We start from the raw sequence: 20,204 nt of genomic DNA on the forward strand, positions 1-20,204 counted from the left end.
GATTTCTTCTCCGGTCTTTCCATTAGAGCCATTTATGGGCCGCTCTTTCTTAACCAACAAACGATTCTTTAGGGATTTTGTAGACCCGCGCTTCATATGGAAGCAATTGCGCCGGATCAATGTTTTGGTAGTTCGCCAAAAGCAGCGTTGCGTCTTCCGGATCGATGTCGCACAGGCACGCGTGCTGGCCAAGATTTGTAACAATGAGCACTTTGTCGTCGCCGTATTCACGCGTGTAAGCAAACACCGCATCGTGTCCCAGCTCCAACAGTTGGTATTCCCCGTAGACCAAGACGTCCATATTCTTCCGGAGCCAGATCATCTGTTTATAGAAGGACAAGACCGAATGCGGATCGTTTTCCTGCGCCTCGACGTTCAGCCACTGGTAATTGGGATTGACGCCAATCCATGGCAAAGCCGTTGAGAAGCCGGCATGGGGGCCATTGCTCCATTGCATCGGCGTCCGCGAATGGTCGCGGCTTGTTGCTCGCAGCAAGGTCATGATGGCATCGTGTTCCATGCCCGTTTCTTTTTTGTGGAAATATAAATTATGTGTATGGACATCATCAAAATGATCGAGTTCTTCAAACGGCGCGTTGGACATGCCAATTTCCTGGCCTTGGTAGATGAACGGCGTCCCCTGCATGAAGAAATACATGCAGGCGAGTGCCGTCGCGCTTTCGCGCCAGTGTGAATGGTCATTTCCCCAAGTCGACACGACGCGCGGCTTGTCATGATTTCCGATGAATAAGGCATTCCAGCCGACGCCATTGACTTTTTCCTGCCATTTGCTGAGCACCTTTTTCAGTTCGGGTGCATTTACACCGTTTTGCACTTCCACATTCCACAAGTCAATGTCCTCGAATTGGAAGATCATGTTGAATTTGCCCGTCTCGGTGCTGACCCACTCATGGATTTCATCTGCCGAAACGCCATTTGCTTCGCCGTCCCTGCCTTGCCCTTGATCAAGCTGATTTCTTTAATGTTCCAGTACCAGCAATGCCGCCCCTAAAATGCCGGCATCGTTTTCAAAACGTGCCACTTCTACAGCCAATGGATTTAACAGCACCGGTTTGAGCTGCTGCTGGAGCGACTCCATCCACAAGTCCGCAGCTTCTGAAACACCGCCGCCGATGATGACCATCTCCATATCGAATGCTGCTTGAAGGCTGCTGATAACAAGCGCCAGGTCTGCGGTGAATTCTTCTACAACTTGCTTGGCTGCCGGATCCGTCCCTGCATTTTCAAAAAGCTCAGGCGGTGTGATGGCAAGGCCTGCTTCACTGATCCGTCGGCGCAGCGCCGTCCCGGACACGTACATTTCACTGCAGCCCAACCTCCCGCACGCACATTTTACGCCGTTTGGATAAAGGATCATATGGCCAAGTTCTGCCGCTCCCCCATGAGGGCCGCCGCTTAAAAGCTTGCCGTCCCACAGCACTCCGCCGCCAAGGCCGGTGCCGAGCGTCAATACAACTACACGGTCGAGCCCTTGTGCAGCACCAAACTTCGCTTCTGCAAGCGCTACAGCGTTTGCGTCATTTTCCACTTCGACGCGTTTGCCTGTCGCTTTTTCCAGCCATTCCTTGACAGGCGTATTGGTCCAGCCCGGAAGAGTCTCTGCCGCATAGATTACTTTCCCTTGCTTCGGATCGACGAAGCCGTGCGTACCGACACCGATTGCACTGATTTCAGGCTGTTCAGCCAAAACGCGCAGGATGTTCTTTTCCAAATAGGGATACAGCGGGATTTGGGTGGGAATTTGTTCTTCGTATAAAATCTGGCCCTGGTCGTCAATAACGCCCATGCGGATTTTGGTGCCGCCAATGTCGATTCCTAATACTTTTACCATAGCTCCTCCTATTACTGTTCGTATTTTTTATTGTTGATAAAAGACGATTGCTTCATATGGTCTGAGCAGAATATCGCCCTCACCATTCGCCTCTGCATAATTGCCGATCAGCACTCTGCCTTCCGGGCGAACTGCCGATTTGATGTCTTTCGAGAAATTGCAGTAGATGGTCAGCTTTTCCTCATTCCACATACGTGTGTAGGCGAAGAGCTCGCCATCTTCACGATACAGCAACTCGAAATTGCCATAGGTGATGATATCCAGCTTCTTGCGAAGGCCGATCAGTTGTTTATAATACTGGTAAACCGAATCCGGGTCCATGTGCTGCAAGGCGTTGATGTCCTTGTAATTCGGGTTGGCTTTCAGCCATGGCGTCCCTGTCGTAAAACCGCCGTTCGGCTCTGCGGACCATTGCATCGGCGTCCTGGCATTGTCGCGGCTTTTGACGTGGATTTTCCGCATGATGTCATCGTGCGGAACACCGGCTTCGCGCTTTTCTTGATACATATTCAAGGTCTCGATGTCTTTATAATCATCGATCGAGTCAAAGCGAACATTGGTCATACCAAGTTCTTCACCTTGATAGACATAAGGCGTGCCTTGCATGAAATGAAGGCATGTAGCAAGCATTTTCGCTGATTCAACGCGCCATTCCGTGTCTTCGCCAAAGCGCGAAACGATGCGCGGCTGGTCGTGGTTGTTCCAATACAGGCTGTTCCATCCTTCGTCGTGGAGGCCCTGCTGCCATTTTTCCATGTTTTCTTTCAAGTCGATCAGGGACAGCGCTTTCAAATCCCACTTTTCACCGCCCTGGTCAAGGCCCATATGTTCGAACGTGAAAATCATATTCAGTTCCTGATTTTTTGCAGCGGTATAATGGCGCGCCTCTTTTGGCGTCGTACCCGGCATTTCGCCTACGGTGACGATATCGTATTTCGACAGCACCTCTTGGTTCATCTCTTTCAGGTATGTGTGGACATTCGGTCCGTTCAGGAATTGGTGGCTGCCATCGCCACCTGGTGCATCGTGCATTTTCGGCACTTTTGAAATCATGTTGATAACGTCCATTCGGAAACCGTCTACGCCCTTGTCGAGCCACCAGCGCATCATTTCGTAAACCGCCTTGCGCAGTTCCGAATTGTCCCAATTCAAATCCGGCTGTTTTTTGGAAAACAGATGCAAGTAATACTGGCCTCGTTCTTTCTGGTATTCCCAGGCAGAGCCGCTGAAAAATGAACGCCAGTTCGTGGGCTTGTCGCGCCATATGTAGAAATCCGGATGGTTCTTGAACCATTCGTGTTCATCGGAAGTGTGGTTGACGACAAGGTCCATGACCAGTTTCATGCCGCGTTCATGGACTTCCGATAACAGCTCATCAAAATCGGCCATCGTACCAAACTCTGCCATAATTTTATAATAATCGCGGATGTCGTAACCGTTGTCGTCGTTCGGCGAATCATAAACCGGCGACAGCCAGAGAATGTCCACACCCAGGCCGTGCAAGTAATCAAGTTTTTGAATGATGCCCCGAATATCGCCGATGCCATCCCCATTCGAGTCCATAAAGCTCCTCGGATAAATTTGGTAGACAGTTGATTTTTTCCACCATTCGTCCATAAATCCCCCTCTTTTCCTTTAAGTGAATATTATTCTAACATCATACATGAATTTGCTGAATTGCCAACTAATTATTAAAAATATATTTTTGTCAGCTCCAATTTCATTTTGGTCTCTCAAGAAAATTTCGTAGAATAAAAACCACCGTAGTTTCCCGACAGTGTTTGAACACGTTCCGATTGCTCGGCACGTGGATTGCTGTGGATATTAGGATTCTGTTGCAATGTACAGAGCTGAAACGATCACATCGTCTTCGACCAGAATATACGGATGTGTTTCGAGCAGCATCGTTTTTATGGCTTCCGACATCGATTGGCTTGCGTAAACGCAAATCAACGAAAACTGCAATTCCTTCACCGCGACGTCTCCCACTCTACATGTACCCAGGACCGGAAAGTTGCTTGCTCCTCTAAATAAGGCTCAATCATTTTTTCAAAATATGCCTGGATTGCAGGCGGATGGTAACTGCCGCTTGAATAATAAAAATCGTAGCTTTTCACAAAATGAATAAACTCCATTTGTTGCTCTGTAAGCTGGATCTTCAACTCAGCAAGGATCTTTGGAGACAACCGGGGATTTTCAATCAGGATAACGTAATCCCCCGTTTTAATCCCATGCTTGGAAAAAGCAACGACTTGATCGATGTAATTGTGGGTTTCATCGTACGAATACAGCACATGGGCATCGTGCCGTTCGTCAAAAAGTTCAAGCATATTTTTGTGAAATTCATCATCCGTTTAATAAGTTAGTACCACCATACATGGTTTTTCTAGGCCAAGTATACACAAGGAGGGGATGTTTGTCCTCTAACAGCAAACTGTTTTGCTGTATAATGAATAAACTAGAACCCCTTCAGACCTGCAACAACTGTCAGCAGAGTCTCATCCTGAAAATTTCATCTTGAAAAGAGGTATTCGATGATCGACCAATTAAGTAAAATCTATCCTTCTCTTCAAATCCATAAACACGGTGCTCTTGCTGCCGACCCGGACTATAGATGGTTTTCCGCAGCAGATGGCCTGGTTGTCGGCATCCATGAAACAGAACTTGCGCAAAAAGATTTGTCGCTGTTGTCGGCATTTCTCACTCCTTATAACCCGAAGTTCCCGGTCCATACGGCTGAAGAAACAAAATGGCTGGCTGCGGTAAACCCTGCAGCGCAGGAAGATCCGGTCGACTTTCCATTGGATTCCCTATACCGTTTTGTCCATTTCTCAATACAGGAAAAACAGATCAGCCCAGTGGCATTTAAACATGCAGTCAACGATGTTTCCGCCCAACAAGTTTCCATCTTATGGGAAAACGATCACGAGGGCATCCTTGTCGAATACTTGGCAAAAGAGGATGGTCCCGTCTCCTACGAGGAAATCATCGATATACTGATGAGCGACTTATATATCAAAATCCGTTTTTTTGTCGGCCCTTTCCGGGATAGCCTGACCCTTGCAGCTGCCCATTACCGCTCAGTGACCAATACCGCTAAGACCATGGTGCTTTATTCCAATAAAGCAGTCACCAGCTATGTTGACGCTGTTCCCTATCTGTTGATCGATCAATCCAAGGAGCCCCTGCTCAGTGACATCAGACAAACCATTCTGCAGGAGTACCAGGACGATGAAGAAACCGTGAAAATGCTGGAAGCTTTCGTTCGCAATAACTTGAATATCTCCGAAACGTCAAAAGCATTGCATATGCACCGCAATAGCCTTCAGTACCGGCTCGACCGTTTTCATGAAAATACCGGCATCGATGTCCGCAAGTTCCATCATGCCATGGCTGTCTACTTGGCGATATTGATCCAAAAGTAAATGTGCACAAAAAAGCGCTTTCATTTTTAGGCAGTTTTGACATTCTCTAAACATCGCCTTTCGGTTATGCTGTTACCAATGACAATACAACACTGGGGGAAAGCAAATGACTGGCTTATCATTAGTAAATATCAAAAAAGAATACGAAAAAGGTGTGGTGTCTGTACAAGACTTCAACCTGGAAATCCGCGACAAAGAGTTTTTAGTGCTCGTTGGCCCTTCAGGCTGCGGGAAATCAACAACGCTCCGCATGATCGCTGGATTGGAAGATATTACGGAAGGTGATTTGTACATCGGTGACAAAAGAGTCAACGACGTTTCACCGAAAGACCGCGACATCGCGATGGTATTCCAAAACTATGCGCTGTATCCGCACATGACCGTTTATGAAAACATGGCGTTCAGTTTGAAATTGCGCAAGATGAAAAAAGCCGACATCAAAGCCCGCGTCGACAATGCTTCTAAGATTCTTGGACTGGATGACTATTTGAACCGCAAACCAAAAGCGTTATCGGGCGGACAGCGCCAGCGTGTCGCTCTGGGCCGCGCCATCGTACGCGATGCAAAAGTCTTCTTGATGGATGAGCCTTTATCCAACCTGGATGCAAAATTGCGTGTCCAGATGCGTGCAGAAATCCAGAAATTGCATCGACGCCTGCAGACGACAACTGTTTACGTAACACATGACCAAACAGAAGCCATGACTATGGCAACGCGCTTAGTCGTTATGAAAGACGGATTTATCCACCAGATCGGTACGCCTAAAGAAGTATACGACTTGCCAGAAAACATGTTTGTTGGAGGATTTATCGGATCGCCATCCATGAACTTCCTGCGAGGCAAATTAGTCGGCGACCATTTTGTTATGGGCGACAACAATATTCGCATCCCTGAAGGCAAGCTGAAGATGCTTAAAGAACAAGGCTATGAAACGAGAGATGTTGTCCTCGGCATCCGCCCTGAAGACATTCATGACGAGCCGCTCTTCCTTGAGCACTCGCCGCATACCAAACTCAAAGCGTACATTGAAGTAGCGGAATTGATGGGCTCGGAAATCATCCTCTACTCACAAGTCAACGACCAGGATTTTGTAGCGCGCGTCGACTCACGCTTCAATGTTGAAGCAGGTACGACAATCGATATGGCTTTTGATATGAATAAAGCACATTTCTTTGATAGCGAGTCTGAACTGCGCATCCGCTAAGTTAAAAAGCTGGTGTTTCTATTGTAAGAATACCTCTACAAGCTGCCGGGCACCTTCCGGCAGCTTTTTCTTGTTTTGATGAGGCGAATGCAGAGCTGCAGGCAGAACCCCGCCCTTTTCCGCCCACAAAAAAACCGCCCGTAAGTGCACGGGCAGCTCTCTATTAAAAGTTTTTGATTCCATCGATGATCTGCTTTAAAGTATCGATCGATTTGAGTGCATCGGTTTCGCAATCCAACCGGTGGTTGATGTCGGGCAACAGGTTCGCCTCCAGGTACGGGTTCGTTTTCAGCAATTCAAATGCGCCCGGCGAATAGTAGCGGTCTTTGTCGCCGATGTAGCATAAGGCCGGATTTTTGCTGTTGACCATGGTGTTGAGGACTTCTTCACGGTTCAGCAGCGGCGTTACCCATACGGCTTTGGCTTCGCTGAATTCCGTGCGGTTCATCTCGGCGCCCATGGCGATTGTGCCCAATGATTTGCCGATCAGGTAGAATTCCTGATAGTCTCTTCCTTTAAGCACTTCACTGATGACCAAACGCACGTCGTGGAGAATCGCTTCGTCCAATTCCTTCATCGTGAATCCATCATACGCTTTGTTGGTGTATTGGTAATTGACCCGCAAGACGTCATAGTTTTTATTCTGGAAAATTTCTTCTGCAAAATGAAACAGCGGACTTTTGGTCGTATATCCGGCACCCGGCAAAAAGATGGCCAATTTTTTTGTGTAGTCTTCTGTCAACACGACTGTATAAGGAACTTCAATCCCTTTATAGCCTGTGACTTTGTTGTCGATTGTTTTCATAAATCTCACTCCTGTCTCTCTCTATTATAAAGAATATTCCATAAATTTACTAAGTATTTTTCAAATTGGCTATGATACAATCGATTTACTACTATATCTTGCAGGGAGGTTGACGAATGAAAACGGAAAAAGAAAAGATGCTGGCTGGTGAAATGTACGATCCGCAAGATTCCGAGCTCCGTCAAAACCGCATGAATGCCCGTCGGCTAAGTCGTCTGTTCAATGAAACAACCGAAATGGATGGCCAGGACCGCACAGACCTGCTGAAAAAATTGTTCGGTACGACCGGTGAAATCATCCATGCCGAACCGACCTTACGCTGCGATTATGGATTCAATATGCATGTCGGCGACAACTTCTATGCCAACTTCGACTGTGTTTTTCTCGATGTCTGCGAAATCCGGATCGGGGACAATTGCATGATTGCACCAGGCGTCCACATTTACACGGCGACCCACCCGCTCGAACCGGCAGCCCGTAATTCCGGAAAAGAATACGGCAAGCCGGTCACCATCGGCCATAATGTCTGGATCGGCGGCCGTGCTATCATCAATCCCGGCGTCACGATCGGCGACAATGCCATCATCGCTTCCGGCGCCGTCGTCACCAAAAACGTGCCCGCCAATTCCATATTCGGCGGCAATCCTGCGAAAGCAATCGGCCATATTGGGGAATAACCAGCAATGCGTTCTGGCGTGTTGCTTTTTTATTTTAGTTGAATTTAGTAAATAACTCTTTAACTTGATTGAATAAGCCAGTATGAAGAAATCGCTTCAGGCGGACGCTTTCGGGCCCACAGGATGTGGGTCATGCAGCTGGCGCGACAGGACGTCGCGGTGCCGTAGCCTCCATCTCTTTCCATCATTATACAAAAAAATCCATGAATCGAATGATTTTTTTGTGTAAATTTTGTATTTTTATTCGTTGTCTTTTGTAAATTCACCTTTCTTTTTATAGTTCTATCCCCAGGTAACTGTGAGACATTTATATAAAATCAGCCATTCATGCAGCAATCTCAAGTCTCCACTTCTCCCTCACACAAATCAAAAAGATCCCGTAAGCGCCAACTGCCGCTTACGGAATCCCCTTACACTCAAACCTACAACTCCACTTTCATGCCCGATCCGCTCGCTGCTGCTTTGCTGTAGACGCCTTTGGCGACCGCCAAATCGAAATAGGCGGCACCGACGCATTTAAAGAAAGTAATTTCGGATTCTGCTTGTCGTCCTGCTATCTTGCCGTCCACGAGTTGGCCAAGTTCAGCGTGCAGCTGATCAAATGACCAGGCGCCGCTTTCTGCACTGTGGATCAGTTCTCCTGCTTCACTTTTGACGCCGGCCACGTCATCTGCAACAATTTTGTCGGCACGCAGGATGGTCGTTTCGTCCATTTCGCGCATGCTCGGCAAATAGGAGCCGACGCCGTTGATGTGGGTACCTGGTTTTAAATCTTCTCCATTAAAGACCGGTTCTTTCGAACGTGTCGCACAGCAAATGATATCTGCCTGCTGAACAGCTGACGAGACGATAGTCTCAACGGTGTACGGAATTTCGATGCCGAATGCTATGAGGCTTTCGCCAAAGCGCTCCGCTTTTTCCGGAGTCCGGTTGACCAGGATAATCTTTTCGATCGGCCGTACCGCCAGTACGCCCAGTACCTGCTCAAACGCCATCGCACCGGTTCCGATGACTGTAAGCACTCGGCTTTCTTTGCGCGCCAACAAGTCTGTAGCGATCCCGCTGAGCGCGCCTGTGCGCAATCGCGTTAAATACGAAGCGGTCATCATCGCGACATGCTCGCCATTGTCACCGTCGGACAGCAAGATGACGCCTTGGGTGGTCGGCTTGCCCTGTGCCGGATTTTCGGGGAAGATGGTGACAATTTTAACGCCTGAGATTTTATTCGCCATATCGGCACTCGGCATATAAAGCGCTGATGCCTGCCGTTCCGGAAAATCGAGAACGGTGCGATGCGGGCTGTTGATCTGGCCCTGCTGCTTGGCACGGAGCATGTCCGTTACATCACGGATGGCATCGGCCATATGGTAGTGCTGCTGAATTTGTTGTTCGTTGATGATAAGCATGGATATCCTCCTAAGAAAAGCGTAAGCGCCCATTGATTCTGGGCGCTGTAGTTTAGACATTATTTGACGAGCTAAAAGTTATATTTTCTTAAACACGGCTTTCTTTTACTACTAGTTTTGGTTCAGGCTCAACCTGTCTGCCGCTCAAATCCTTCACTGCCCAGATGGACAGCAGCGAAATGACGGCAGTCAGCATAATGTAAAGCGCCACCGGCACATAGGAATTATCGAATGTTGCCAACAGGAATGTCGCAACTAAAGGCGCCGTTCCGCCCGCTAAGGCCGCACCGATCTGATAGCCCAATGTCACCCCAGTATAGCGCACTTTAGCATCAAAGATTTCCGAGAACATCGTGCCGAGAACCGCTGTGATCGGCGCCCAGATGATGCCAAGCCCAATGATGGTCGCGATGATCAATAATGTTACAGAACCTTGCTGCAACATCCAGAAATACGGGAAGGCGAACAAACCCATCGCCACTGATCCGGTGACGTACATTTTTTTGCGTCCGACACGGTCGGATAATGCACCCATGATGGGAATCAAAATTGTCGTGATGATAGTCGCGATCATGACTGCCACCAACGTGGCTGTTCTCGAGAATTCGAGGTTTGTTGTCGCATATGACACTACGAATGTACTGAAAATATAGAATGGAGCCGTTTCGACAACCTTGGCACCGATGGCGATCAGCACTTCACGCCAATGGTATTTCAGGGTATCGACGATCGGCAGCTTCGGAATTTCACCGGATGCCTGAACTGCCTTAAATTCCGGTGTTTCATCAATGCCTTTACGGATCCACAAGCCAAAGACCACCAGGAATGCACTCAGGATAAACGGCACGCGCCAGCCCCAGCTCATGAACGCCGCTTCCGGCAATAAAGTCATGATGTATAACGCCAAGGTTCCCATAACCATTCCGATGGTGACTCCCATCTGCGGGATGCTGCCGAAAAATCCGCGTCTTTCAGGTGGTGCGTATTCGGTCGCGAGCAATAATGCCCCACCCCATTCACCACCAATGCCAATTCCCTGGATCAAGCGAAGCGTAATCAGCAGGATCGGTGCCGCGACGCCGATTGCCTGATAGGTCGGCAGGAGCCCCATCGCGAATGTCGCAAATCCCATCAAGCTCAAAGTGATGACCAAAGTTTTTTTGCGGCCGATGCGGTCGCCGATATGGCTGAAGATGATGCCGCCGAATGGACGGATAAAGAATGATAGCGCGAAAGATGCATAAGCGAGCATCAGCCCGACCGTTGGATCTTCATTGACGAAAAACAATTGGTTGAAAACCAATGCCGCCATTGTGCCGTACAAGAAATAATCAAACCATTCAATCGAACTCCCCACGAGACTTGCCGTTAATACTTTGCGTGTTTGCTTTTTATCCATCCTATTTTCCCCCTTGCGAATAAATTGAAGTGACACTTTAATTCTCCCTTTTCAACAGTTTAGCAGTTAACAATATTCTGTCAATAACCTGCGGTAATTTTATTTTCCGGCACATGTACGGTATGATGAGGGCAGAACATTTAGCAAAGTGGGGGTTCTGCATGTCAGATGGAACAATTGGGCTTACATTAAAAAGCCTTCGCAAGGAACGCAACATGACCTTGAAGGAGCTGGCAGAGCAGACCGATGTCTCCATCAGCTTCCTGTCGCAGGTCGAGCGCGGCAAATCAAGCGTGACGCTGGAGTCGTTGCGCAAAATAGCAGATGCCCTGAACGTCGATCCCAGCCTGTTTTTCACGAACGAAGCCGAGAGAATCGATTGGGCCACGCGCCTCGAACAATTTTATTACCAGGATTTATCGCATGGCGTGAAAGAAGCCAGCTTCGTGCCGATGCTGGTCACTTTAAAGCCAGGTGATTCAGAGGGTAATGCCTTTGCCCACAGCGGCTATGAGTTTTTATTCGTCGTGGATGGAGTGTTGACGGTGGAAGTCGAAGGCGATCGCACCGAGCTCGCACCGCAGCAGTCGACCCTGTTCGATGCACGCAAAAAGCATTATTGGTTCAACTTAACCCAGCAAGATGTACGGTTTTTACTAGTATCATCCAAAACGAATTAAGGGGAGTCCGTCTATGCATCCGATTAAAGATCCGCAAGTAGATCGATTTATCGAGGGGCTGGAAAGTCCTACGCAGGAAATCGTGGCGCAGCTGCGCACATTGGTGTTCGAAGCTTATCCGGAAATGGACGAGGGCTTTAAATGGGCCAATCCGAGCTATGCCAAGGAAGGCCTCGTATGCTATATGCAGACCGCCAAAGGCCATGTCAACTTCGGCTTTTACCGGGGCGTGGAGCTTCGTGACGAGTCCAATCTGCTGGAAGGCGACGGCAATAAAATGCGCCATGTTCGGCTGAACCGAACCGATGAAATCCAGAGCGATGTGCTGAAGCGGCTGATTTGGGATGCAGTGGAATTAAATCGGGGATAAATAAAGAAAAGCGAAAGCGCCTGTTCAGCTCTGACAGGGGTAAGCCGGTCTGGCAAAGCGGCATGTTTTCAGCCGCACAGCCAGAGTGGCTTACATCCCGAAGAGCTAGGCGCTGGAGCTGGACAAAGAAAAGCGGAAGCGCCTGTTCAGCTCTGACAGGGGTAAGCCGGTCTGGCAAAGCGGCATGTTTTCAGCCGCACAGCCAGAGTGGCTTACATCCCGAAGAGCTAGGCGCTGGAGCCTGGACAATAAAGAAAAGCGGAAATATTTTTAAAAAGCTATTTTTGACCATAAAAAAACGAGGCGCAATCCGCCTCGTTTTTTCTATTTCATCGCTTCAAAAGTAATGAGGGAATCGGTGTTTTCCGGGCACTCCCCATATCGATAGCCGGTTGAAATGCTGATGTCGCTGAAGCCGACCCCTTCCAGAATTGCCTTGAATTCCTCGACGCCATACCAGCGCATGGGGTAACGCTCAAGTTCGGTCTCGACCAGCCGGCCTTCACGCCAGCGTTCATAGCGCCCCTGCGAAACGAAATATTGCCGGATCCAGTCAACTTCGATTTTCTTGCTTTCCACGGTCAGCGTATCGCCGTTAGCAGCCTGCCAAGTCCGAGTCGAAGTTTTCTCGAGTTCGATAACGGCTGGTACATGCAAATCGACAATCAAACGGCCGCCTGTCTCCAGATGGCGATGGAAATTCTGCAAAGCCTGAAGCGATTTTTCGCGTTCGTGGAGCAAAAGGAACGTTCCAGTTGGAATGACGATCGCTGCGTACTTTGCATTGATCGTGAACGATTCCATTTTTCCGGCAAACAATTCCGGTGCTAATCCCCGCTCTTTGCAATTGGTGCGGCACACTTCGAGCATCTCGTCAGAAACGTCAAAACCGTCGACCTGGAATCCCTGTTCCAGCAGCGGCACGAGCAAGCGCCCAGTTCCCGTTGCCGGCTCCAGGATGCGCCCTTTGCACGAAGCCAAGCGCTCCAGGTAATATTCGATGTCACCGAATGAACTGCCGATCGGCTTATCGAGATCATACACTTCCGATGACAATCTGCTGTAATACCCTAACAACTCCTCACCCCATCCGCTTTATGAAATCATCGTCAAGTTGACGATGACTGCGATGATATTCGGCACAGCTACTAATACCGCGTTCTTCATTTTTGTCACGCGCTGCTGCTTTTCCCGACGCTTTTCTGAACTCGTCGTTCTTGTCGACTTGTTCTTGCCTTTTCCAAGCGCCAATACACCCCAAATCAATGCGATGCCGGCAGCCAGGCCGCTAATAACGAAAACCAATGACCAATCGTTCGTCAAATAAGCAACCAGCACGCCAGCCAAGACGATTAAGATTCCAATTAAAAAGTATTTCATGCTATTTTCTCTCCTTTAGGTACTGTAAATAATTTAAATTTTCCCTGCATGCTAATTTTACCAAATGTCGTCCGATAGAGGTAGCTGTTAGAAAGGATTTTTGAATTCTATGTGAATGGTCCGGGTTTCTAGATGATGGTTTGAGGTTTCAAAGTAAAGATTTTAGTTGGCTACATGAAAGATCAACATTCTTACACAGATTTTGTGTGGCTACATGAAAGTTTCGGAGTTCTACATGACCGTTCGAGCCTGCTACCTGAACCTTTTGGATTCTTACACGGACTTCATTTTTCTATATGGAGATTTTGGGTTTCTATGTGATGGATTCCAGGTTCTAAGTGAGGTTTTGTAGTTTCTACATGAAGGTTTGGAGTTCCTATAAGGATTTTGTGTGGCTACATGAAAGTTTTCAATCTATACATGAACTTCCCACCCCTCTACAGCAACTTTCCATCTCTCTACCTCAACCTTCTACCTCGCTACACATACTCATGCGGCCAAACTCACATTCCCCTATCACACCCCATTTCAAGCCCGCAAAAGGAAGCAGTGCGCGCACTGCTTTTCACTAACTGGAATTGCTGATTTTATTAAGCCAGCTGCTTTCACCTAAAAAATCATCAGAAGCAAAGCCTCAATACACAGAAAAACCATTCACCAAAGTGAACAGCCCTCTTTTATTTCATAACTTCCGGTAGCGCTTCAAGGCGATGATATTCAGGAAAATGAAAACCGCCGCAAAAGCAGCGAGTGCCAGCAGGTTGCTGTATACATCCACTAAGCCTTCCCCTCTGTACATGATGGCTTTCAGGGCATCGGCCGCATAGTACAGCGGCATGATGCGGCTGATGTTCTGCAGCCAATCGGCCATGCCTTCGAGCGGGATGATCCCCGCGAAAAAGATTTGCGGAATGACAACGATCGGGATAAACTGGACCATCTGAAATTCTGAAGATGCGAAAGTTGATAGCAGAATGCCGAGGGACAATGCTACCAAAGCCAGCAGCAGGTTAACGATAATGACGTGCCAAACCTGGCCGACCATGATCATATCCAATACTTGAATCGAATAGAACACGACGATGATGGTCTGGATGATGGCGAAAATACCAAAGCCGGTCAGATAGGCCAGGACAATTTCCCAGCGCCGGATCGGCGTCGCGAGCAACCGTTCCAAGGTTCCCGACACTCGCTCTTTCAGCAAACCGATCCCCGAAATCAAAAACACGAAAAAGAAGACGAAAAAACCGACCAGTATCGGTCCCAATACGTCAAAGAATTCTGTTTCCGCGTCACCATAAATGTATTCCGTATCAATGCTGGCAGGCGCCTCTCCCCCGGCTTGCATGGCTGCCGCCTGAGTGACCTGCATCAATAACGCCCGGGAAGTGCTCGGGTCATTATTTTCCAACGTGACCCGAAAGCCGCCTTCGTTGATTTCCAGCAAACCATCGAGCTCATCCGTGATGATGGTTTGCTGATCAGCATCATTATAGGAAACTACATCAATCGACGCATTTTCCAAAGCAGCGATGAGCGGATCATTGCCTCCTATAACCCCGAGCTGAGGATTTTCATTGTCGCCATTAAAAAAGAAATACATCAAAGTCAGTACAATAAGTGGCGCGAAAAACAGCAGCGCCATCGTCCGCTTGTCGCGCAGCAGCTGCAGCATGATGCGTTGGATCAATGCCAGAATTCTCATCGTGCATCCCTCCCCGCCTGCAAAAAGACGCCTTCCAAATCAGCCGCACCATATGCCGCCTTTAATTCGTCCGGGGTTCCGGCAGCCAGGATCCCGCCTTCACGGACCATGGCAATGCGGTCGCACTTTTCCGCTTCGTCCATGACATGTGTCGTCACGATGATAGTCTTGCCCTGCTCCATCTTCAAAAGCATCAATTCACTCCAGATCGACAGCCGCAGCTCCGGGTCGATGCCGACGGTCGGCTCATCCAGGATCAGGATTTTTGGATCATGGACCAAAGCGATTGCCAGCGACAGCCGCCGTTTCATGCCACCTGAATAAGCAGAGACTTTCTTGCCCAACTCATCGGTCAGCTGAACCAAATCTGCCGCATAGGCGACCCTTTCTTTCAAAACCGATCGTTTCATTTTGTACAGCGAAGCGAAAAAGCGTAAGTTTTCCCTGCCGGTCAATTCCGGATACAGTGCGTCCGATTGCGCCATGTAGCCGATTTCTTGAAGCAACGACAGATTTGGCACCCGTTTCCCGAGCACTTCCACTGTTCCGCCGCTCGGCGAATCGATGCCGACGATCATCTTTACCAAGGTGGTTTTCCCAGAACCCGACGGCCCAATCAACCCGAAAATCTCCCCGCCTGCAATTTGCAGATCCACTTCATGGAGCACCGTCGTTTTGCCGTATTTTTTGCCGAGCTTGTTGATGGAGATGCTACTTTCCACGTGCATTCCCTCCAGTCCAATATAAACCTGTTATTACTTTGTATTCTACGCTCATTTCGAAAAAAGCAAAGCAGCGGGAGGGCTGCTTTGCTTAGTTTTATTATGGGTATGTATGCTGTATAGGTGCTTGTAGGAGCTATACGGGTGCTTCCGCTTTTCTTTGTTGTCCAGCTCCAGCGCCTAGCTCTTCGGGATGTAAGCCGCGCTGGCTGTGCGGCTGAAAACATGCCGCTTCGCCAGATCGTCTTACCCCTGTCAGAGCTGAACAGGCGCTTCCGCTTTTCTTTGTCCAGGCTCCAGCGCCTAGCTCTTCGGGATGTAAGCCGCGCTGGCTGTGCGGCTGAAAACATGCCGCTTCGCCAGATCGTCTTACCCCTGTCAGAGCTGAACAGGCGCTTCCGCTTTTCTTTGTCCAGACTCCAGCAGCCAGCCCCTCGAGTCGCTTCAGCCTTTCCCGCAATGGCTGAAGAACGCCATTACAGGCAAGGCTTCCAGCGCTTGTCGGGGCTAAACGGGTGCTTCCGCTTTTCTTTGTTGTCCAGCTCCAGCGCCTAGCTCTTCGGGATGTAAGCCACTCTGGCTGTGCGGCTGAAAACATGCCGCTTCGCCAGATCGTCTTACCCCTGTCAGAGCTGAACAGGCGCTTCCGCTTTTCTTTGTCCAGACTCCATCGCCTAGCTCTTCGGGATGTAAGCCACTCTGGCTGTGCGGCTGAAAACATGCCGCTTCACCAGATCGTCTTACCCCTGTCAGAGCTGAACAGGCGCTTCCGCTTTTCTTTGTCCAGACTCCAGCAGCCAGCCCCTCGAGTCGCTTCAGCCTTTCCCGCAATGGCTGAAGAACGCCATTACAGGCAAGGCTTCCAGCGCTTGTCGGGGCTAAACGGCTGCTTCCGCTTTTCTTTGTTGTCCAGACTCCAGCGCCTAGCTCTTCGGGATGTAAGCCGCGCTGGCTGTGCGGCTGAAAACATGCCGCTTCGCCAGATCATCTTACCCCTGTCAGAGCTGAACAGGCGCTTCCGCTTTTCTTATTTCCACTCAGAGGCCAGCATCCCATAAACCACGTGGTCGACGTAGCGGTCGTACAGCCATTCGGCCTGGCGAATGGTGCCTTCTTCGATATAGCCGAGCCGCTCGGGAATGCCACGGCTTTTGTGGTTCTCGACTGCTGCGCGGATCTCGACTTTATTGAGCTTGAGGTCGTTTAACGCGTAATCGGTCAAAGCCTTAGCGACACGTGTCATGATTCCTTTGCCTTGGTATTCCTGGCCAAGCCAGTAGCCGATATAAGCAGTTTTGTTGGCATGATTGATGTTGTTGAAGCCACCGATTCCGGCGATTTCGCCTTTGTAAAGGATAACAGCGCCCAGGCTTTTGCCCTCGACAAAATTGCTGCTGCCGGATTGGATGAAGTTTTTGGTGTCCTGTAATTCAGTAGTGAAATCCAGCCATGGCAGCCATTCTTTCAAGTAATCCCGTGAAGCATCGGTGAGCTCGAAAATCCGTTCTGCATCGCTCATTTCCTGGAGCTTGAGTGATAGGTCCTCGTCAATTTTATGTACGAACATAGAAATGCCTCCTTTTTCTGTGTAGACATATCGTAACATAAATATCATAATTTTCCATCCCGATTTTATTGCTTTCTTAATTGTACATTCCCTCTGATATTCAGTGGGCAGAACGTGTAAAATAGAACCATAATAGATGCGTGGACCCATTCCGGGGAGGAGTGTGAAAAGCATGGAAGCTGTCGATGTGAATTCCATGGATCCGGGAATTCCCTTATACCTGTGGATGCTGCTGTTCTTGGTGTTTCTGGTGATTGCATTTATTGGATTGGTAATCTACACCAGCCGAAAAGGAATGCCCCGCGACATTTTGCCTCCGCAAAACAAACAATCGGAGCTACTGAAAGAACAGTATGCCAATGGTGAAATCAGCGAGGAAGAGTTTCATAAACGCATGAAGAACTTGGATGAACGATCGGTAAGGCGATAAGAATTCATTAAAGAAAGGAAGTTGAGGACAATGGGAGAATTTTTCACACCGGGCAATCAGGCACTTGGCATCACCATCGCCGTTGGGTTTATCGTTTTGTTGGCTGCACTTGGGATAATTCTGTGGTTCACCCTGATCAAAGCACGCAAAAAAGCTGCGAGCACTGAGCCAAGTGAATCAAACAAAGCGGTTGAGGCGTTGCGCCAGAGGTATGTTAACGGCGAAATCAGCAAAGAGGAATACGATGAGCAGCTGCGCACATTAACAAATCCATCGAAAAACTGATTGTGCAGCTTTTGTGAAGTTTCTCACTTTTCGTTTAGTTGGCAACCTAAAGGGAAACAAAAGAGAGAAGCAACAAAATCTGAAACTGGAGGTTTTATTGATGGCACATGAACAACATGCAGAACTGATTAAAACCTTGCACGATTGCGCAGCAGCGTGCAACCATTGTTTTGACGCATGCTTACAGGAAGACGATGTAAAGATGATGGCACAATGTATTCGCCTGGACCGCGAATGCGCGGACATCTGCGCGTATTTGGAGCATGCCATTACCCGCAACTCCCCATTCGTTGCAGAACTGGCGAAGGCTTGCGCAGCAATTTGTGAAGCGTGCGGAGCAGAATGTGCAAAACACGACCATGACCACTGCCAGAAATGTGCAGAAGCTTGTGCAAAATGCGCAGAAGCTTGCCATAGCGTAGCATAATTTTTTTCAAAAGCCCGGTTGCAGGGAAATTTCCTGCAACCGGGCTTTTGTGTTGGCAGGGTTAGAGGTTTTTCGCCATAATAGTAGAAAAGCGGCTGAAGCAACTCGAGGGGCTGGCTGCCGTTTAGCCCCTAAACAAAATCAACAGCTAAAAGTTAAATTCTTATAAGCAACAATCTAAGGAGTGAATTCGGATGGCACGAACAGTATTGGTGATAGGCGCTGGCATCGGTGGATTGACAGCAGGTTCACTTCTCGCAAAAGCGGGATGGCCGGTGACGCTGCTGGAAGCCTCCTCGGAGCTCGGCGGCTGTGCCGGCAAATTCAAACGCAATAAGTATTTATTCCCCGCTGGCGCAACGCTCGGAATGGGCCTCGAACCAGGCGGCATCCACAACCGTGTCTTCCGTTTTCTCGGCAAACCGATGGCCATCGAACCGCTCGAGCGTGTCATGGAAATGGTCCACCCAGAAGCGACGTTCGTATTCCATAAAGACCGCGCACGCCATGTCGACGGCATTGCGGCGTATTTCCCCCAGCACAGCGATGGGATCCGCGCGTTCTACAAGGAAATCCACCACACTGCGGCCATTGTCCGGACGCTGATGGACCCGCTCCCCGCTCTGCCTCCTGCAACGGCAAACGAGTGGGCGTTCCTGACGAAATCCATGCGCCCCAAACACGTTAAGCTCCTGCCTTTCTTTAATCAAACCTTGGGCCAGCGGCTGAAAAAGCATGGACTTGGTGACTTGCAGGAGTTTCGCCATATGCTTGACGGCCTGCTGATCGACAGCATGCAGACCGGCAGCGAAGACGTAGCGTATTTATTGTCCGCGGTGGCGCTTGATATTTACCACGAAGGAGCCTATTACGTTCCTGGCGGCCTATACCGTTTTTCTGAATTGATGGGCGACAGCCTGAAGGAAAACGGCGGTGTGCTGAAAAAGCGGCGTACCCTCGAAAAGTTGGAACGGCGGGGCGATTTATGGGTCGCGACCGATCACCGCGGCAATGTCTACGAAGCGACAGATGTCGTCTTGAACGTACCAATCCAGCAATTGCCGAAGATTTTGGCACCCGAACTGGTGGCCAAGCTGAAAGTTTCTTTGCGCGACGGCATTGCCGGAGAAACCTGGACAACGCTGACGCTGTATTTGGCAGTTGATTCAACAAAGCTGAAAGAGCCCCTGCCGCCATTCCGCCAGATTTCTACAGGCGATGGGCTTGCTGAAGGGGGCCATTTCTTCATGTCTTCGTCTGTTCCCGGCGATGAGCTGCGCGCTCCTGAAGGCTTCCAGACCGTAACGATTTCCACGCATTCGCGCATACAGGAATGGGACAGCCAGGAAAAATATGAAAACACGCGGACGGTCTTAACGGAGCGTATGCTCCAGGCCATCCAAGGGCCTGTCCCTGAATTCCGCGAAGCCATCGTCCATATGGAAAGCGGTGCCCCCAAAGCCTGGGAGCGTTTTGCCGGACGGACGAATGGCCTGGTCGGCGGCTTCCCCCAAACTTTGGACGCCGCCCTGTTCAATTCCATTTCGCATCATTCCGGCTTGCCGAACCTCTACGTGTGCGGCGATCATATTTTCCCCGGCGGCGGAACAATTGGTGCTGCAGCAAGCGGCATTCATGCCGCGCGGTCGGTATCGGGCAAGCGCTTGATTTAGGTTTTGGTGTTTTTAAAGGCAGAGTATGTGTGGCCCACTGGAAAACACGTGGTCCCGGGAATTTATATGCACTCGACTCAGAATTCAGCTAATGGGTGATTCTGCCGGTTCGTGGTCGTTCAGCCGAAATAACGCCCCACCGAAAAGAGACGTGGATTTCCCACAACCATTCAACATCAAATGCACAAAAAGCATGG

At 49.3% G+C, this 20,204-nt stretch carries 21 protein-coding genes and 1 pseudogene; 9 read left to right on the forward strand and 13 right to left on the reverse strand.

What is annotated here, in order from left to right:
* Positions 1 to 49 precede the first annotated feature (49 nt).
* The 5 genes and pseudogenes from J7I83_RS18195 to J7I83_RS04025 all read right to left on the reverse strand — a co-directional run.
* A pseudogene (locus J7I83_RS18195) lies at positions 50 to 934 on the reverse strand (alpha-amylase family glycosyl hydrolase); the annotation flags it as partial.
* Between the two features lie 45 nt (positions 935 to 979).
* Positions 980 to 1,852, reverse strand: a complete 873-nt coding sequence (locus tag J7I83_RS04015; RefSeq protein ID WP_215099398.1) for an ROK family protein — start codon at positions 1,850 to 1,852, stop codon at positions 980 to 982.
* Between the two features lie 27 nt (positions 1,853 to 1,879).
* On the reverse strand, positions 1,880 to 3,469 hold the full coding sequence (locus tag J7I83_RS04020) for a glycoside hydrolase family 13 protein (protein ID WP_215099399.1): 1,590 nt from the start codon (positions 3,467 to 3,469) through the stop codon (positions 1,880 to 1,882).
* Positions 3,470 to 3,676: 207 nt separating this feature from the next.
* Positions 3,677 to 3,826, reverse strand: coding sequence for a hypothetical protein (locus J7I83_RS17740; RefSeq protein WP_251047446.1), 150 nt, complete (start codon positions 3,824 to 3,826; stop codon positions 3,677 to 3,679).
* Positions 3,823 to 4,182, reverse strand: a complete 360-nt coding sequence (locus J7I83_RS04025; protein ID WP_251047447.1) for an MEDS domain-containing protein — start codon at positions 4,180 to 4,182, stop codon at positions 3,823 to 3,825. Before J7I83_RS04025 ends, J7I83_RS17740 begins: the two co-directional genes overlap by 4 nt.
* A 204-nt stretch (positions 4,183 to 4,386) precedes the next feature.
* On the opposite strand from J7I83_RS04025, the gene J7I83_RS04030 reads away from it, so the two are divergent.
* Both J7I83_RS04030 and J7I83_RS04035 read left to right on the forward strand, forming a co-directional pair.
* Positions 4,387 to 5,277 (forward strand): PucR family transcriptional regulator, encoded by an 891-nt coding sequence (locus J7I83_RS04030; protein WP_215099400.1) that lies wholly within the window; start codon positions 4,387 to 4,389, stop codon positions 5,275 to 5,277.
* Between the two features lie 106 nt (positions 5,278 to 5,383).
* Entirely contained in the window at positions 5,384 to 6,481 is a 1,098-nt protein-coding gene (locus tag J7I83_RS04035) for an ABC transporter ATP-binding protein (protein WP_215099401.1), read from the forward strand.
* Positions 6,482 to 6,644: 163 nt separating this feature from the next.
* Here the strand turns inward: J7I83_RS04035 and J7I83_RS04040 are convergent, their stop codons facing one another.
* Positions 6,645 to 7,286 (reverse strand): alpha/beta family hydrolase, encoded by a 642-nt coding sequence (locus J7I83_RS04040; protein ID WP_215099402.1) that lies wholly within the window; start codon positions 7,284 to 7,286, stop codon positions 6,645 to 6,647.
* A 116-nt stretch (positions 7,287 to 7,402) separates the two neighbouring features.
* Between J7I83_RS04040 and J7I83_RS04045 the strand changes: the two genes are divergently transcribed.
* Positions 7,403 to 7,963 (forward strand): maltose acetyltransferase domain-containing protein, encoded by a 561-nt coding sequence (locus J7I83_RS04045; RefSeq protein WP_215099403.1) that lies wholly within the window; start codon positions 7,403 to 7,405, stop codon positions 7,961 to 7,963.
* Positions 7,964 to 8,385: 422 nt separating this feature from the next.
* Here the strand turns inward: J7I83_RS04045 and J7I83_RS04050 are convergent, their stop codons facing one another.
* Both J7I83_RS04050 and J7I83_RS04055 read right to left on the reverse strand, forming a co-directional pair.
* Positions 8,386 to 9,369: an ornithine cyclodeaminase family protein gene (locus tag J7I83_RS04050; protein ID WP_215099404.1), complete on the reverse strand. Its 984-nt coding sequence runs from the start codon at positions 9,367 to 9,369 to the stop codon at positions 8,386 to 8,388.
* An 88-nt stretch (positions 9,370 to 9,457) separates the two neighbouring features.
* Positions 9,458 to 10,768, reverse strand: a complete 1,311-nt coding sequence (locus J7I83_RS04055; RefSeq protein WP_215099405.1) for an MFS transporter — start codon at positions 10,766 to 10,768, stop codon at positions 9,458 to 9,460.
* A 161-nt stretch (positions 10,769 to 10,929) separates the two neighbouring features.
* On the opposite strand from J7I83_RS04055, the gene J7I83_RS04060 reads away from it, so the two are divergent.
* Both J7I83_RS04060 and J7I83_RS04065 read left to right on the forward strand, forming a co-directional pair.
* Entirely contained in the window at positions 10,930 to 11,448 is a 519-nt protein-coding gene (locus J7I83_RS04060; RefSeq protein ID WP_215099406.1) for a helix-turn-helix domain-containing protein, read from the forward strand.
* A 13-nt stretch (positions 11,449 to 11,461) separates the two neighbouring features.
* Positions 11,462 to 11,818 carry a DUF1801 domain-containing protein gene (locus J7I83_RS04065; protein ID WP_215099407.1) on the forward strand — a complete coding sequence of 119 codons (357 nt, stop codon included), beginning with the start codon at positions 11,462 to 11,464 and terminating at the stop codon, positions 11,816 to 11,818.
* A gap of 324 nt (positions 11,819 to 12,142) precedes the next feature.
* Here the strand turns inward: J7I83_RS04065 and J7I83_RS04070 are convergent, their stop codons facing one another.
* The 5 genes from J7I83_RS04070 to J7I83_RS04090 all read right to left on the reverse strand — a co-directional run bounded on the left by J7I83_RS04070 (position 12,143) and on the right by J7I83_RS04090 (position 17,192).
* Complete coding sequence (locus J7I83_RS04070; protein WP_215099408.1) at positions 12,143 to 12,895, reverse strand: class I SAM-dependent methyltransferase; 753 nt, start codon at positions 12,893 to 12,895, stop codon at positions 12,143 to 12,145.
* 18 nt (positions 12,896 to 12,913) lie between these two features.
* Positions 12,914 to 13,198 (reverse strand): DUF5316 domain-containing protein, encoded by a 285-nt coding sequence (locus J7I83_RS04075; protein WP_215099409.1) that lies wholly within the window; start codon positions 13,196 to 13,198, stop codon positions 12,914 to 12,916.
* 682 nt (positions 13,199 to 13,880) lie between these two features.
* Positions 13,881 to 14,903 carry an ABC transporter permease gene (locus J7I83_RS04080; RefSeq protein WP_215099410.1) on the reverse strand — a complete coding sequence of 341 codons (1,023 nt, stop codon included), beginning with the start codon at positions 14,901 to 14,903 and terminating at the stop codon, positions 13,881 to 13,883.
* Entirely contained in the window at positions 14,900 to 15,625 is a 726-nt protein-coding gene (locus tag J7I83_RS04085; protein ID WP_215099411.1) for an ABC transporter ATP-binding protein, read from the reverse strand. The genes J7I83_RS04080 and J7I83_RS04085 overlap by 4 nt, the downstream gene beginning before the upstream one ends.
* Before the next feature lie 1,027 nt (positions 15,626 to 16,652).
* Positions 16,653 to 17,192 carry a GNAT family N-acetyltransferase gene (locus J7I83_RS04090; protein ID WP_215099412.1) on the reverse strand — a complete coding sequence of 180 codons (540 nt, stop codon included), beginning with the start codon at positions 17,190 to 17,192 and terminating at the stop codon, positions 16,653 to 16,655.
* 172 nt (positions 17,193 to 17,364) lie between these two features.
* On the opposite strand from J7I83_RS04090, the gene J7I83_RS04095 reads away from it, so the two are divergent.
* The 4 genes from J7I83_RS04095 to J7I83_RS04110 all read left to right on the forward strand — a co-directional run bounded on the left by J7I83_RS04095 (position 17,365) and on the right by J7I83_RS04110 (position 20,007).
* Entirely contained in the window at positions 17,365 to 17,622 is a 258-nt protein-coding gene (locus J7I83_RS04095) for an SHOCT domain-containing protein (RefSeq protein WP_215099413.1), read from the forward strand.
* A gap of 30 nt (positions 17,623 to 17,652) precedes the next feature.
* A complete protein-coding gene (locus tag J7I83_RS04100; RefSeq protein WP_215099414.1) occupies positions 17,653 to 17,907 on the forward strand; it encodes an SHOCT domain-containing protein in 255 nt (84 codons plus the stop codon).
* 100 nt (positions 17,908 to 18,007) lie between these two features.
* Positions 18,008 to 18,334, forward strand: a complete 327-nt coding sequence (locus J7I83_RS04105) for a four-helix bundle copper-binding protein (protein ID WP_215099415.1) — start codon at positions 18,008 to 18,010, stop codon at positions 18,332 to 18,334.
* Positions 18,335 to 18,528: 194 nt separating this feature from the next.
* On the forward strand, positions 18,529 to 20,007 hold the full coding sequence (locus J7I83_RS04110; RefSeq protein ID WP_215099416.1) for a phytoene desaturase family protein: 1,479 nt from the start codon (positions 18,529 to 18,531) through the stop codon (positions 20,005 to 20,007).
* Positions 20,008 to 20,204 lie beyond the last annotated feature (197 nt).

This window comes from Planococcus sp. ISL-110, from assembly GCF_018613575.1.
Lineage (GTDB): Bacteria > Bacillota > Bacilli > Bacillales_A > Planococcaceae > Planococcus.